Raw genomic sequence first — 14,979 nt, forward strand, 5'->3', positions numbered from 1 at the left:
GCCAGTCCTGATCATCCATCTTGGCCTGCTAACGCCCAAATAGGGCCCTGCGGACAGGCCCGCAGCGCCCATCGCCGTATGCGAAAGGCACGACGATGGCGGCATGCGCACCCCCGAGCACGAAAAACGAGACACCCTGGCTCGCCGTGATCCCCATGGGCGGCGATCGTTTTGGGCTCGCGACAGATTATGACGAAGATGCCTCGCTAGCCGACCGAGGCACCGCTACTATCTAAACTCGGTAGTTCGAAACCACCAAGAACAACTAATCAAAGGTTCGTAGCTCCGCTGGCTAGCCCAGGCCAGCGACCGCACACCTGCTAAGCACTGGCAGGTCGACGTCCCGACGAACCACGCGATCACTCCATCGGATGGAGGTGCTGCATGCTGTTGACGGGTCAGGAGGTGCTCGCGAAGACGCAGAAAGGCTACGCCGAGATGCGCGAGCAGTCAGACGGCATCTTGCCGCGCGAGGCTCGCACCCTGCTCATCTTGGTGAATGGACGAGACACGGTGAGTAACTACCGCGCCGCGTTGAATGGCAGCAAGGCTTTCGAGTCCCTTGGGGGGGTCGACCAGCTAATCGCACTACTAATCGATCTCGATTATCTCGACCTCATCACCGCTGACGTGGCAGAGGGGGAGGAATCTGAGACGGACGAGACAACGGACGCGCCGCTCGACGAGTATTCAGAGCATCCCAACCCACCAGAAGAGGACATCATTCTGTCCTCCAGCCCAGTGTTCGGGCCGAGCGACCAGGGTCAGGCGCTTGCACAGCCACCCCTGTTAGATACGCAAGCACCGCCGCGCCCGGATCCGCCGACACCACCTAGGCTATTCGCGAGCGAACTCCAGCGCGATCAATTGTCGGCCCCCGCGCCCTCACCGCGCACTTCCCCGGGATCGCTCGAGGACGAGCGGGTCGATCGCTTGCGCACGATGCTGGCGGAGCTCTTCGAACGCCACCCCAAGATCGAGGATCGCTGGTCGTGGATGTTTCGCTTGGAGGAATGCCGAACGGCCGGGGATCTGCTCGAACTCGTGGATGCCTTCAGGACGCGCGTTAGCAGGCGAATGCCCCGAGAGATCGCTAAGCTCGTGGCAGCGGTCCACGCGAGCGAGGACACCTGAGCCCTTCGTGATTTAGGAGCATCGCGCAACCATGCAGCCCGCACTTAGCAGCGACGAAAACATCAAGTATCTCCACGGGGAGCACGTGTTACTGCGCCTCACCTACATGAGTCGCTTCAACACCCATAACGAGCCAGGAGAGCTGCAGCGTATCCTCACTCAGGCACGCAAGAACAACACCGCCAACGGCATCACCGGCGTACTCATCTTCAACCACAACTACTTTCTTCAGAGTATCGAGGGGCGACGCCCCATGATCAACGAGCTACTTCGAAAGCTCACCGCTGACTCGCGCCACTTCTCCCTCCAGGTTATCGAAGCGAGGGAGATTGACGGCCGCCGCTGGGGAGGTTGGTCGATGAACTACTTGACGCCAAGCGAGAAGTACCAGAAGGAAGCGCTACGATTCTCCGGCGGCACGCAATTCAACCCCTACCTGATGAGCACTCGCCAAGTGATGATGCTGATCGAGTCCCTCACCAAGATGCAGGAAAGGCGGCCTCGACGCGAAACACCGACACCCAAGCTACGCCTACTCCGGCTACTAGGCAAAGCCTGAGAGGAGAACAGCCATGACCTCGCCGCACGCAGACGCCCACATTCTGGTTTCACTTACCTACGCAAGCCGAATGAATCCCGACGTGTCTCCAGCAGACTGCCAGAGGATCCTGGAGCAAGCACGCGACAACAATCGGCGAGCGGGTATCACAGGAATGCTCACCTTCAACCGCGACTACTTCTTGCAGACGCTGGAGGGGCCGCGCGCGCACATCAACGCCCTGCTGATCAAGCTCATCGCCGATCGACGCCACCATGATCTTCAGGTAATCGAGTGCCGCGAGATCAAGGCCAGATCTTGGGCACGCTGGTCGATGAATTACGCCTCCCCCACCGAGGAGAACTCAGCGATATACCTAAAGTACTCGACGACCCTCGAGTTCAATCCCTATCTACTCAACGTCGAATCCGCGCGAGCGCTATTGCGCGATCTCGGGCGACGAAGCACGGAGCGGCAAGGCGAAACTCCAGGCTCATCCCCAGTGTCCATCGCCGGCTGAGCGAGAGCGTGCAACGGGTCTGCCGACGCTGGACGCCGAGCCCCCCAACAGCGCCCCCGCATGCGTTTGTGTCGGCCTAGTAGGCCGCTTGTAAAATGGGGTAACGCTCAGTATGCGTAGGGGCAGCGTCAGCAAGGCGCGTCGCACAGCCAATGACATCGCCATTGGCAAGCGATGCAACGCCGCGGACGCTGCCCCTGGGCAGATCCGATGGGCGAGTAGCACCTTGTTTACCAAGCGGCCCACTAGCTAGAGTACTGAATACGGCGACTCACTCAGTGGGCGCCGGCCAAACCAACCCGACCCGAATGGCACCGAGTAGCACCGTGTGGCTCGCCACGAGCGCAAGAAAGGCGCCGACGGGGTGCCCGGGTAAGTCGGTCGTCATGACGTAGGCGAGATACGCCACAGCGCCGGCGCAGCCCAGAAGGGCCAAGTTCAAGGCCCAGGACACACCCGACCACAGCGCGGCGCAGACGCCGATGTTGATCGACCCCGCCCCCGAGAGGATCAGACCGGGCACGGCCAGCGCAAGCCATGCGGCAACAGAGAGCCGCTCGCGGTGAGCTCGATCAGCTAGCACCGCTTCGAAGTGTCCGTAAGCGCCCAGGAGCAAGAACAAGCCAAGCAACAAGCCGAGGCCCGCCGCCAACCTATACAAGGCATTGTCTTCGTCTTGGGCCCCGCGCGCTGCGTCAGAAACCGACATCCCGACGCCCCACCTTCACCAGACCGCACTCGTACGCGAACACCACCGCCTGAGCACGATCGCGCAAGCCAAGCTTCGAGAGGACGCTGGAGACATGCGTTTTCACTGTGGCGCCACCGATGAACAGGGCACCGGCGATCTCCGCATTGCTCTTACCATCCGCGACCGCCTCCAGCACCTCGCGCTCGCGCGCGGTCAGGCGCTCAAGCCGCTGCGTGAGATTGCCCTGAGCACCTAATTGATCAGCAAAGCGGGCGATGAGTCGGCGGGTGATAGCGGGCGCTAGCATGGCGCCTCCCGCAACCACAGTTCGCACGGCTTTCACCAGGTCCTCGGGCGGAATGTCCTTGAGGACAAACCCGCTAGCCCCTGCTTGCAAAGCTCGGTAGACGTACTCGTCGGGATCGAAGGTGGTGAGAATGATGACGCGGGTGCTATCGCCCACCTCGGCCAGGATGCGGGCGGTCGCCTCAAGCCCATCCAGCTCAGGCATACGGATATCCATGAGGATGACATCCGGTTGGTGCTGCCGGGCAGCCGCAATCGCCTCCACACCATCGCCTGCCTCCGCCACTACCTCGATGTCCGGCTCGTGCCCAAGTACCATCGCGAAACCACGTCGCACAAGCTGCTGATCATCGACCACGAGAACCCGCAACATCAGCTTGCTCCCGGCTCGACGGGTAACTCAGCTCGCACCTGAAAGCCCCCATTGGCGAGCCTGCCCGCATCGAACCGACCGCCGATCAGCTCCACCCGCTCACGCATGCCCCGCAGCCCGTGCCCGCTGCTCTCGGTGATATCGCCCCCGCGTCCATCGTCCCTCACGGCCACCAGCAACATACCCTCCAGCCGCGTGATCGCAACGTCCACGGCCACGCCCTCTCCCGCGTGGCGAATCACGTTGGTCAACGCTTCCTGCACGATACGGTAGGCAGTGAGCTGAAGGCGGGCCGGCAAGGCTGAGGCAGTCGGGTCCATGGTGAGTGCTACGGCGGGTCCAACGTCGCCGACCTCGCGTACGAGCGCCGGCAGATCGCCCACGCCTGGCTGAGGGTCAAGTCCGTTCTCCTCCTCGCTCACCGGCCTTAGCACCCCAAGCAGGTGGCGCATCTCGCAAACGGCCTGACGTCCCGCCTTCTCCACCGCCGCCATCGCCTCGCGCGCTGCCTCTGGGTCTGACTTGCTCACCGTCTTCGCGGCGCCCGCTTGCACCGTCATCAGGCTCAGTTGGTGGGCGACGATATCGTGCATCTCGCGAGCGATCCGCGTGCGCTCGGCGGTGACCGCCCGCTCCGCGTCCACGCTGCGTTCACGCTCGAGATGCTCCGCACGCTCCTCGAGCAGTCGCAGGTACTCGCCGCGGAACCGATACCGTCGGCCTGCGTACCAGAGCGCTACCGCCATGATCACGGCGAGGGTGCCACCAATACTCGCCGAACTGATCACGAAGGCATCCGCGGCGACGAACAGCACAGCTGCCGCCATGGCGATCATGCTGTCTTGGCTCTCCTTTGCGTGCCGACCCACGCTGTAGAGGGAGAATGTCAACGCGAACACCCCACCACTCATCGAGCCAAGCTGCACCAGCACGCATGCCGCGAGCACCACGTAGTGCGTGCACAGCGGATGGCTGCGACGCCAGAGCAACGCCAGGTTGCCGACGAAGGCGCACACGAAAGTGCCTACATCGGTAAACGAGGTCATTGCCATGCCCTGGCGCGCCCACATGAGCAGGGTGAGCGTGAGGGACAGGACGGCGATCAGCAGATCCGTCGAGAGCGGCCAGCGCTGGGCGGGGGCGAGGAGTGGTCGCCACGCGCGGACACCCGCGATGGTGGTGCGCTCAGCCATCGCGATCGGCAGTACGCAGGAAGGCTGCACCCGAATGCGGTCGGTTCATGGGCAGAGCCTAAACCGTGGTGCGACGCTTGTCATACCCATCGGGTCGGATCGCTGCGGCGGCGCTTCTACGACCTTTGGGGGAGAGGCAAACCGACCCTGCGGCCGATGTTGGAGCACGAGGTCTACCCCAAGATGGCGCCACCAACACACCGTTGCCGCCAAGGACGCCTCATGAACGACATCGCCCTAGACAGAAGAATGCTGAGCGCGGTCACACCGAGGCAGGCCGTGCAGGTGGCGGTCAAGGTCTGGTTCATCCTCGCTACCGTGGGGCACTGGCTGTTCCTCGCCTACATCCTCGCCGTGTTCTATCCTCCAGTCGCCGAGCACGGCATCCGCGCACTGCAGGGATCGCACCTCCCAGGAGGCTTCGTCGAAGGCGATACGCTCGGCAACCTGGCTTCTATCGGCCACGTCTTGCTCGCCGCGATCGTCATCGGCGGCGGTCCTCTGCAGCTTGTCCCCGCCGTGCGCACTCGCTTCCCCAGCTTCCATCGCTGGCTCGGTCGCAGCTACCTGCTGGCGGCGGTGACCAGCGCCGGCTTCGGTCTCTACATGACCTGGACCCGAAGCCCCCTAGGCGATCTCATCTCTAAGATCGGCATCACCACCGACGGGGTGCTGATCATCGTCTTCGCGGCGCTTGCCGTGTACCACGCCGCCGCACGTCGTATCGCCGAGCATCGCCGTTGGGCTCTGCGCCTGTTCATGGTGGCGAGTGCGGTTTGGTTCTTCCGCGTCGGCCTTATGGGATGGGTGTTGCTCACTGGCGGTGTCGGCATCGACTGGGAACCGTTCACGGGTCCATTTCTCTACGTGCTCGGGTTTGCGCAATACCTGTTGCCGCTGGCCATGCTGGAGTGGTATTTCCACTGCCAGCGCGGCAGCTCCACGGGCAACCAAATGGCCTTCATTGGCACCTTGTCACTGCTGAGCGTGTACATGGGCCTTGGGATCTTCACGGCGACCACCGGCATGTGGCTGCCGAGGATGTAAGCGTGGTGGGCGGCGCCAAGTTTGCAGGGACTGCTACTATCGGCGCATCTTGTGCGCACGCACCCTGCCTAAGGCGATCCGATGAGACACTACGTCCGCAAGCGCCAACGCCATATCCGCAGGTCGCTCAGAAACGCGGCAAAGGACGGCGAGATCACGCTCGTGCTTGGGGCGGGGGTCTCCATCGGTCGGGGCGTACCCTCCTGGTCAAAGCTGGTCCGGGAGCTCTGGCAGGAGCTCAAACCTAAGCGCGAGGTGCCCGAGTGGCTCGCCGGCAAACAGGCGCCACCGCACCCGTTGGCCTATCAGATTCTGCTCGAGGAGATCGAAGGTGCCACGCGCTCGGAGATCGCCCTGGTCAAAGAGGTGCACGCCGATACCATCGACCCGAGCGTCGTGCGCAAAGCGATGGTGCGCAAGATCCGCAACAAGCTTTACGGCAGCCCGCAAGAGCCGACAGATGCGGACACGCTCAGCGTACTCATTGCGCTGCTGCAGGACGAACAACGGCGAGCCGATTGCCGCATCGTTCGCGTCATCACCTTCAATGCTGACGATCTCTTGGAGCGTGGCACCAACGAAGGTAAGGACATGGACACGATCGTCGCTTACCCGATACCCCGCGCAAGCTATCACCCAAAGTACGGCCCTCGCGCCCACGGTCGTCGGGCCATCGACGTCTACCATCTACATGGCTTCGTCCCTCACAAGCCCTACTACAACCGAGGGGCTGAGGATACGTTGGTATTCACCGATGCGGAGTACTGGGAGTCGGTGGCGAATCCGGCGTCCTTCGCCAACCGCGTGATGCAAAGTGCACTTCACCTGAGCAACTGCGTCTTCATCGGCATGTCGATGACCGACGTCAACATGATGCGCTGGCTGGGGCTGCGGTTTGATGAGTTCGTGCGCGACCGATCGGCAGGATACGCCTACAATGGCTACACGCCTGCCAGGGCTCACGCCAAAACGCGGCAAGCCATTTCGCGTCACTACTGGATCTGCACAGTCCAAGACGACCCTGAGCGCTTCATCGCTTCTCACCTAGAGCGAAGAGGCGTGCAAACCTACGTCCTGCCCGAGTGGGGCGAACCCTTCAAGGCGTTGATAGAAGAGTGCTTTCGCCGTCCGTGAGGAGTCCATTCCTTTTCTTGCTGCGGAGTAGCCCGCATAGACTCCAAGGCGTGGAGCAACGGCGGATAGGGTGAAGCAGGATACGCGGGGATGCCCTTCCCGCGCATGCCTAAGCGGTTAGTCGGCCTCAAGCCGCGTGCGCGCAAGCGCAGCAAGTACTTCGTTCGCTGCGCGCTCTCCGCTGCGAAGGGCGCCCTCGATGAACCCTTGAAACGCGAGAGCCGTATGCTCGCCAGCAAAGTGGACCGCGCCCTCTCGGGCGAACTCGATGCCGCGCAGGGTGGTGAACTGTCCCACCTCGTAGCCGGCGTAGGAGCCAAGTTGGAAGGGCTCGCTCGGCCAGTGTGAACGCAGCGCGCGACCGTTCCAGTCCGCCGCCACGCCCGGGAAGAGACTGTCCACATCGTTGACGAAGTTACTCGCTTGCTCGGCGGTCGTGCCCTCGCCGAGTGCGACGCCACGATCGCCTCCCGTGAAGCTCAGCAAGACGCCCGTCTGCCCCGGCTGCACCGCCGACTGCTCCCACAGCACCTGAAAGTCGCGATCGGTCTCGGCGCCTCCTGACGCGCCCTGGCGCCGCCATACCTTGCCTCTGGTCTGCACCGCTAGCTTGCTGTTGGTACCCATGCCGAGGGTGCTGATCGCCAAGCGCTTGCGTGGGCCTAGGGCGAGCTGCTCGATATCGAGCGTGCGCAGGACGCGGAAGGGAAGGGCCATGATCACGCGGTCCGCGAGCACCTCGGTTTGGCCCGACCAGGTCTCGAAGTGCAGTCGGGTCCGCCCATCCTCTGTGGCAGCCCGCACGAGACGGTGCTCGGTGACGATCTGATCGCCCAAGCGCTCGGCGAGAACAGTGGCGAGTTGGTCGTTGCCGCCGGCGATCTGGTACACACCGGGTCCAAACTCCTCATCCTGTACCGCCAGTGCATCCGTCCCGCGTTGAGCCAGGGCCTGCTGCAGCAGGCCGCGATTGGGGTGGACATGGCGGGTGCCTAAGCCGAGCAAGGAGAAAGTGTAGATCGTGTTGATCGCGCTCAGCCGTTCCGCCTCGATGCCGAACGTGCCCGTCGCCAGAGAACGGGCATAGCGACCTGCAAGGGAGTCGGCGCCGCCCTCCAGACGCAGGTTGAGGTAGTCGGTTACGGACAAGCGATCGAGCGCACGGCTCGCCGGGGTATTGAGGTTGTAGCGCGTATCGGGACCGAACAGAGCCTCGTCTCGCGAGGCCGCGACGATCAACGGCGCGAAGCTGCGCAACAGATCTGCGTAGCTGTAGCGCTCGCCATCGAACTCGTAGAGGTACGCGAAACCGTCGTCGTTGGCGAAGCGTGCCTCAAGCGCGAGGCCGAACTCCTCCACCAAGCGGCGCACGGTGAGGTGAATGGAGTCGATCGCCTCGCCGCCGCGTTCGGAAAGTTGGAGCGGCCCGAAGGTGTCGCGATCCGTGAAGACTCGCCCGCCGATGCGCGAAGAACCCTCGTAGACGTTGGCAAGCACCCCCGCCTGCTGCAGCCGATAGGCCGCGATCAGTCCGGCGAGACCTCCGCCGACGATGGCGACCTCCTGATCTCGCGCCGATCCTGCAAGGGCTGCCGGGGCCACTGCGCCAAGCAGACCTGCGTACAGCGTAGCCTGACACCACGCCCGACGCCGCAGGTCGGGCACCGCACCTGCGACCAAGCGCCGCGCGTCATCGATCAGCCCACCGGCGCCCTTCTCTTTCTCCCGACAGTCCATGTGTGCCTCCTTGCGACCCACTCGCGCTGATCTGTTCGATCGACCAACCGGACGACCCGCTTCTGTGCGTCGCGTCAGAACACCGCCGCCATGGTGGCATCGAGCGCTGTGGCGGCGCGGTTGACCAACTCATCTGCCTGCCCATGGGTGAGGGGGAAGGGTGGCGCCACGACCATCGTATCGCCCACGGCGCGCATGACGATGCCTGCCTCAATCGCATTGTCGCGGCAGATCGTGCCCACTCCCACATCCTTGGGAAAGCGTTCGAGCGTATCCCGAGACTGCACCAGCTCGAGCGCCCCCATCAGTCCGACCATCCGCATCTCGCCCACGAGCGGGTGCTGACCGAGCTGCGCCCAACGCTCCTGCAGGTAGGGCCCAATATCATCGCGAATGCGCTCTACTAGACCCTCCCGACGGATGATGTCGAGGTTGGCGATGGCCACGGCACAGGACGCGGGATGGCCGGAGTAGGTGTAGCCGTGAGCGAACTCGCCAGCCCTCTCGGTGAGCACTTGCGCCACACGCTTGCTCACGAGCACTCCGCCTAGGGGCAGATAGCCGGAGGTCACTCCCTTGGCGAAGGAGATGAGGTCTGGCTCTACGCCGTAATAGGTGGCACCAAACCACTCGCCCAAACGTCCGAAGCCGGTAATCACCTCATCGCACACCATCAGAACGTTGTGCTTGCGACAGATACGCTGGATCTCAGGCCAGTAGGTGGACGGTGGGATGATCACCCCTCCAGCGCCCTGAACCGGCTCGCCAATGAACGCGGCTACCTGATCAGCGCCGATGCGCTCGATGGCGCGCTCGAGCTCGCGCGCCATGGCCAGCCCGAAGTCCGCTGGCGACTGCTGGCGATCGCTGTCGAACCAATAGGGCTGCTCGATGTGCTCGACGCCCGGAATCGGCAGGCCACCCTGCTTGTGCATGGCGGCCATGCCCCCGAGGCTCGCCGCGCCCACCGTGGAGCCGTGATAGGCATTCTTGCGCGCGATGAAGGTGTGCTTGCCTTCGTAACCCATAAGATCCCAGTAGGTGCGGACCATGCGCATGACCGTGTCATTCGCCTCCGAGCCGGAGCCGGCGAAGAACACGTGCTCGAACTGGGGCGGGCTGATCTCGTTGAGCAGCGCCGAAAGATCCACCGCGGGCACATTGGTGCACTGAAAGAAGCTGTTGTAGTATGGCAGCTTCGCCAGCTGTCGCGTCGCCGCGTCCACGATCTCCTGACGCCCGTAGCCCACGTTCACGTTCCACAGGCCCGACATGGCATCGAGGATCTGTCGGCCGTCGGCGTCGTATATGTAGACGCCGTCGGCCCGCGTGATCAGACGCGTGCGCCGCTCACCGAGCTCACGATGGTCGGTGAAGGGGTGCATGTGGTGGTGGTGATCCAGGTCCTGCCACTCGTCGACAGAACGTTCGGGCGTAGCGTCCATGACGGTCCTCGCTGCCGTGCGTCCCTCGCGCTAGTTGCTCGGGAACGTGAAGCGCGCGGTCTCGCGCACACCGCCGGACGGCCAGCGCTGGGTGATGGTCTTACGCCGCGTGTAGAAGCGAATGCTATCGGGACCGTAGGCGTATAGGTCACCGAACAGGGAGCGCTTCCAGCCGCCGAAGCTGTGGCAGGCCACGGGCACGGGCAGGGGCACGTTGATGCCCACCATGCCCACCTGGATGCGATCGGCGAAGTAGCGCGCCGCCTCGCCGTCGCGGGTAAAGATGCAGGTGCCGTTGCCGAATTCGTGATCGTCGATGAGCTGCATGGCCTGCTCTTCGGACTCCACGCGCACCACGCACAGAACCGGGCCGAAAATCTCCTCCCGGTAGATGCGCATGTCCGCGTTCACATGGTCGAACAGGCAGGGCCCTAGGAAGTACCCCTCCTCGTGGCCCTCGACCACCAAGGTGCGACCGTCGCACACGAGGGTCGCGCCCTCGTCCACGCCCGTGTCTACGTAGCCGCGCACCTTCTCGAAGTGCTCCTTAGTGACCAGCGGGCCCATGTCGTTGGAGGCATCGGCACCGTTGCCCACGCGCATCTCACCGATGCGCTCGGCAAGCTTGGTGACCACCGCATCGGCCGTCTCGTTACCCACACACACGGCCACGGAGATCGCCATGCAGCGCTCGCCGCAGGAGCCGAAGGCGGCGCCTATGAGCGCGCTGACGGCGTTGTCGATGTCCGCGTCGGGCATGAGGATGGCGTGGTTCTTAGCCCCGCCGAGGGCTTGCACGCGCTTGCCGTTGGCGGTGGCCTGGGTGTAGATGTACTCGGCGATCGGCGTCGAGCCGACGAAGCTCACGGCTTGGACGCGCGGGTCGTTCAACAGCGTATCGACCGCTTCCTTATCGCCGTTCACCACGTTGAAGACGCCATCGGGCAGGCCGGCTTCCTTGAGCAGGCGCGCACAGATGATCGAGGCTGTCGGATCCTTCTCCGAGGGTTTCAGCACGAAGCAGTTACCGGCGGTGATCGCCATGGGGTACATCCACATGGGCACCATGGCGGGAAAATTGAAGGGGGTAATGCCTGCCACAACACCGAGCGGCTGATGCTCGGACCAGCTGTCGATCGCAGGACCCACGTTCTTGGTGAACTCGCCCTTCAGCAGCTCGGGCATGGCGCAGGCGTACTCGACTACCTCGACGCCGCGCTGAAATTCGCCGAGCGCATCGTCGATTACCTTACCGTGCTCTTCGGTAATCGCAGCTGCGATCTCCTGCGCGTTGGCTTCGAGAAGTTCCTTGAAGCGGAACATGACGCGGGCGCGCTTGAGCGGCGGCGTGTTTCGCCAGCCTTCGAAGGCCGCCTCGGCGGCGGCGATCGCCTGCTCCACGGTGCTGGCCGGCGCGAGTGGGACCTCGCGTACCACCTGACCCGTGGCTGGGTTAGTGACGGGCGCCGTACGCCCAGACTCAGCGGTGTACTCGCCGTTTATGAAGTGGCCTAGCGCCTCTGCCCCGTCGAGGGGAACTGCAGGGTTAGTGCTCATGAGTCGAATCTCTCCGGCGTAGCGTTAAGCGATGGTGGTGATGACGTGGTGGATGCGCTCGAAGGCGCGCTCCCAGTCATCCACCTTGGAGTTTAGGAAGGGCGAGAACTGAATGACGTCGAGGCCGTTGCGCACGGCGATCCGCTCCTCGACGAAGCAGCGTTTATGCACTTCCAGGCCGCGCGCGCCCGGCGCGCCAGGGCGCGGCGCCAGCTCGATGGCGCCCATCAGTCCGATGTTGCGCACATCGATGACGTTGTCGAGGTCGGCGAAAGAATGGAGCATCTGTTCAAAGGGCTGAGATAGTGCGGCGGCTTGATCGAAGATCGCCTCCTCCTCCAGCACCTCGAGGGTGGCGAGGCCGGCGGCGGCGGCCACAGGGTGGCCCGAGTAAGTGTAGCCGTGGAACAGCTCCACCGCGGCGTCCGGCCCGCGCATGAAGGCGTCGTAGATCTCCTCGCGTACGAGCACTGCGCCCATCGGGATTACGCCGTTGGTAAGGCCCTTGGCGGTAGTGATGATGTCGGGCATGACCCCGAAGCGCTCCGCGCCGAAGGACGCGCCCGTGCGACCAAAGCCCGTGATCACCTCGTCGAAGATCAGCAGGATGCCGTGCGCCGTGCAGATCTCGCGAAGGCGCTCCAGGTAACCCACGGGAGGCGGCAAGATGCCGGTTGAGCCGCCGGCTGGCTCGACGATCACGGCGGCGATTGTGTCCGGCCCGTGCAGCGTCGCGATGCGCAGCAAATCATCGGCGAGGTGCGCGCCCCACTCGGGCTGACCGCGGGAGAAGGCGGTGTGCGCCAGATCGCAGGTGGTACGCATGTGGTCCACGCCGGGAATCAGGTTGGCGCTGAACATCTGGCGGTTGGCGACGATACCGCCCACAGACATACCGCCGAAGTTGACCCCGTGGTAGCCACGCTCACGACCGATTAAACGCGTTCGCTGGCCGTTGCCCTGCACCCGGTGGTAGCCGAGCGCGATCTTGAGCGCTGTGTCGACAGACTCGGAGCCCGAATTGGTAAAGAAGGCCCGCGTGAACCCCTCCGGCGCCACGTCGGTGAGCTTCTTGGCGAGCTGGAAGGAGCGATCACTTCCCACCTGGAAGCTCATGCCGTGGTCGAGGTGCGCCACCTGGTGCTGCACGGCCTCGACAATCTTCGGGTGGCAGTGGCCGACGCCAACGGTCCACAGGCCCGAGAAGAAGTCGTAGATCTGCTCGCCGTCGGCGCCCGTGTAGTGGTGGCCCTTGGCCCCGGTGATGATCCTCGGCTTGCGCTTGAAATCACGATTGGCCGTGAAGGGCATCCAGAAGGGATCGACGTCGATCTTGTCGGTCAGCTCGATGATCTCAGCGCTCATTGGGGGCTGGGCTCCGGCTAGTGGCAGGGATCAGGCAGTCTAGAATCGCTCGGTTGCGTTAAACAATTAGTTAAACCCAGGAAGTTAACCCGTTGATTCAAAGGCAATGATCTCCCAAAATGTTCACTATCCTAAACACCTGCAGAGATGCCCCATGGAAGACACCTCCGTCGGTGCGCGCCTGCGCACAATTCGCCAGCGCCACCGCCTGTCCCAGCGCGAGCTGGCCAAGCGCTCAGGGGTAGCAAACGCCTCCATCTCCCTCATCGAGAGCGGCAAGCTCAACCCCACCGTGAGCATGCTGAAGAAGGTGCTGGACGGCGTACCCGTGAGCCTCAGCGAGTTCTTCAGCGACACCGACGAGGCTCAAGACAAGGTGGTCTACCGCGCCGGCGAGCTCACGGAGATCGCCGACGGCGGCATCTCCTTTCGCCAGGTGGGCGCCAACTTGAGCGATAGGGCGCTCCAGTTCCTCCACGAGAGCTACCAACCTGGCGCCACCACGGGCAAGCATCACCTGCGCCACGAGGGCGAGGAGTGCGGCCTGGTGCTCGCGGGCCGCCTCGAACTCACCGTTGACGGCGTCACCGAGACCCTACAGCCGGGCGATGCCTACTACTTCGAGAGCCACCGGCCCCACAGCTTCTCAAATCCCGGCAAGGAGCCGTGCGAGCTGATCAGCGCCTGCACGCCACCGACTTTCTGAGCTCACGCCCTTATCGAATAGTTATCGATTTACTTAGGCTTTTAGGAAGCTAACGATCCAGCGTGCGACTCGAGCCCCTTCTGGGGCCGTCGCCAAGGATTCCAAACCACGCCGATAGGTCTGCACACCCACGGCCTCTCCGCGCAGCTCGATGAGCTCGCGCGAGTACCCCGTCTCGAACTCGGGATGACCCTGGAAAGTGAGGATGTGCTCGTCCACCTGGGTCACGGCGATGGGACAAAAATCGCTGCCAGCCAACACGCGCATACGCTCGCCGAGCTCGACCACTTGGTCCTGATGGCTCACCAGGATCCGGAAGACCGGATCGGCGCCGTCGTGCCACGCCGGCGTTTCATGAAAGGTTGCTGCATGCACGCCAACACCCCATCCGCGCTCGGACTTCTCCACCCTGCCACCGAGAGCGATGGCTACGACCTGATGCCCGAAGCAGATGCCGATGAGCTTTTTACGCGCCGCGTGCAGCGTGCGCACGCAGTCGATCAGCTCGACAATCCAGGGCAGACCCTCGTAGGCGGAGAACTTGCTGCCAGTGATCAGATACGCGTCCACCTCGTCGAGGTCGGCCGGAAACTCACCCTCCTGCACATCGTAGTCTCGGAACTCGAGCCCCTCATCCGCATCGCCCAGCAGCCGGCGGAACATCTGAGGATACTGGCCGAAGCGCTCGACGAAGCCGGGGCGCACGGTGTCGGTGCGGAGAATGCCAAGGCGCATAGAGGCGTTCGCCCTACTCTTCGTTGTAGGCCTGCGTATCGACGACGATGAGTTCGCGGTAGGACTGGGTCATGTCCCAGGTGCCCTTGAAGCCCTTCGGCAGCATGAACATGTCGCCCGCCTTGTAGGTCATCGAATGGCCGCTGTCGTCCGTGAGCACGAGCTCGCCCTCTAGCACCACCACGAACTCGTCGTAGGGTAGCGGTTCCTCGAGAGTTAGCTTGGCGGGGCCTGCGTCCCACACGGCCACCGTGTTGTCGCCTTCGAACAGGGTGCTCTCGCTGTTGCCAAGCACGCCACTTTCCACGGGCGTCCAGTCGATGTCACCGAGATCTTCCAGGGCCATCGCGTTCAGGCCGTGCACGGTCCAGGGCTTGGGCGGAGCTACGCCCTTGCCGGCGTCGTGCCCGTCGGCTCGCGCCGCCTGAACGCCCACCACCGAAAGGCCAACACTCATCACGGCGATAACTGAGCGTGGCGATTTACCGAATAAAATTG

The 14,979-nt window shown here is 63.5% G+C and carries 15 protein-coding genes; 6 read left to right on the forward strand and 9 right to left on the reverse strand.

The window, feature by feature from the left end:
- Positions 1–384 precede the first annotated feature (384 nt).
- Genes AAGA68_15950 through AAGA68_15960 form a run of 3 tightly spaced genes read left to right on the forward strand, consistent with a single transcriptional unit; the run spans position 385 to position 2,192 of the window.
- Positions 385–1,134 carry a hypothetical protein gene (locus AAGA68_15950; protein ID MEM9386551.1) on the forward strand — a complete coding sequence of 250 codons (750 nt, stop codon included), beginning with the start codon at positions 385–387 and terminating at the stop codon, positions 1,132–1,134.
- 31 nt (positions 1,135–1,165) lie between these two features.
- Entirely contained in the window at positions 1,166–1,693 is a 528-nt protein-coding gene (locus AAGA68_15955; GenBank protein MEM9386552.1) for a BLUF domain-containing protein, read from the forward strand.
- 13 nt (positions 1,694–1,706) lie between these two features.
- Positions 1,707–2,192 (forward strand): BLUF domain-containing protein, encoded by a 486-nt coding sequence (locus AAGA68_15960; protein MEM9386553.1) that lies wholly within the window; start codon positions 1,707–1,709, stop codon positions 2,190–2,192.
- A gap of 271 nt (positions 2,193–2,463) precedes the next feature.
- Here AAGA68_15960 and AAGA68_15965 read toward each other — a convergent pair whose 3' ends face one another.
- The 3 genes from AAGA68_15965 to AAGA68_15975 are packed head-to-tail and all read right to left on the reverse strand — an operon-like array spanning position 2,464 to position 4,755.
- On the reverse strand, positions 2,464–2,901 hold the full coding sequence (locus AAGA68_15965; GenBank protein ID MEM9386554.1) for a hypothetical protein: 438 nt from the start codon (positions 2,899–2,901) through the stop codon (positions 2,464–2,466).
- Positions 2,888–3,565, reverse strand: coding sequence for a response regulator transcription factor (locus AAGA68_15970; protein ID MEM9386555.1), 678 nt, complete (start codon positions 3,563–3,565; stop codon positions 2,888–2,890). Before AAGA68_15970 ends, AAGA68_15965 begins: the two co-directional genes overlap by 14 nt.
- A complete protein-coding gene (locus AAGA68_15975; GenBank protein MEM9386556.1) occupies positions 3,562–4,755 on the reverse strand; it encodes a sensor histidine kinase in 1,194 nt (397 codons plus the stop codon). The genes AAGA68_15970 and AAGA68_15975 overlap by 4 nt, the downstream gene beginning before the upstream one ends.
- Positions 4,756–4,977: 222 nt before the next feature.
- Here AAGA68_15975 and AAGA68_15980 point away from each other — a divergent pair, with 222 nt between their 5' ends.
- Together AAGA68_15980 and AAGA68_15985 are read left to right on the forward strand one after the other, a co-directional pair.
- Positions 4,978–5,802: a DUF2306 domain-containing protein gene (locus AAGA68_15980; GenBank protein MEM9386557.1), complete on the forward strand. Its 825-nt coding sequence runs from the start codon at positions 4,978–4,980 to the stop codon at positions 5,800–5,802.
- Between the two features lie 81 nt (positions 5,803–5,883).
- On the forward strand, positions 5,884–6,936 hold the full coding sequence (locus tag AAGA68_15985; GenBank protein ID MEM9386558.1) for an SIR2 family protein: 1,053 nt from the start codon (positions 5,884–5,886) through the stop codon (positions 6,934–6,936).
- A gap of 117 nt (positions 6,937–7,053) precedes the next feature.
- On the opposite strand, the gene AAGA68_15990 is transcribed toward AAGA68_15985, so the two are convergent.
- From AAGA68_15990 to AAGA68_16005, 4 genes are all read right to left on the reverse strand, one after another.
- Complete coding sequence (locus AAGA68_15990; GenBank protein MEM9386559.1) at positions 7,054–8,673, reverse strand: FAD-dependent oxidoreductase; 1,620 nt, start codon at positions 8,671–8,673, stop codon at positions 7,054–7,056.
- 74 nt (positions 8,674–8,747) lie between these two features.
- On the reverse strand, positions 8,748–10,118 hold the full coding sequence (locus AAGA68_15995) for an aspartate aminotransferase family protein (protein ID MEM9386560.1): 1,371 nt from the start codon (positions 10,116–10,118) through the stop codon (positions 8,748–8,750).
- Positions 10,119–10,148: 30 nt separating this feature from the next.
- Positions 10,149–11,675, reverse strand: coding sequence for a CoA-acylating methylmalonate-semialdehyde dehydrogenase (locus AAGA68_16000; GenBank protein ID MEM9386561.1), 1,527 nt, complete (start codon positions 11,673–11,675; stop codon positions 10,149–10,151).
- 24 nt (positions 11,676–11,699) lie between these two features.
- Complete coding sequence (locus tag AAGA68_16005; GenBank protein ID MEM9386562.1) at positions 11,700–13,040, reverse strand: aspartate aminotransferase family protein; 1,341 nt, start codon at positions 13,038–13,040, stop codon at positions 11,700–11,702.
- 154 nt (positions 13,041–13,194) lie between these two features.
- Between AAGA68_16005 and AAGA68_16010 the strand changes: the two genes are divergently transcribed.
- On the forward strand, positions 13,195–13,746 hold the full coding sequence (locus AAGA68_16010; GenBank protein ID MEM9386563.1) for a cupin domain-containing protein: 552 nt from the start codon (positions 13,195–13,197) through the stop codon (positions 13,744–13,746).
- A gap of 33 nt (positions 13,747–13,779) precedes the next feature.
- On the opposite strand, the gene AAGA68_16015 is transcribed toward AAGA68_16010, so the two are convergent.
- Both AAGA68_16015 and AAGA68_16020 read right to left on the reverse strand, forming a co-directional pair.
- Positions 13,780–14,481: a GMP synthase gene (locus AAGA68_16015; GenBank protein MEM9386564.1), complete on the reverse strand. Its 702-nt coding sequence runs from the start codon at positions 14,479–14,481 to the stop codon at positions 13,780–13,782.
- Between the two features lie 13 nt (positions 14,482–14,494).
- On the reverse strand, positions 14,495–14,938 hold the full coding sequence (locus AAGA68_16020) for a cupin domain-containing protein (protein ID MEM9386565.1): 444 nt from the start codon (positions 14,936–14,938) through the stop codon (positions 14,495–14,497).
- Positions 14,939–14,979: the final 41 nt, after the last annotated feature.

Source organism: Pseudomonadota bacterium (assembly GCA_039193195.1).
In the GTDB taxonomy this organism is placed as follows: Bacteria; Pseudomonadota; Gammaproteobacteria; order Steroidobacterales; family JBCBZW01; genus JBCBZW01.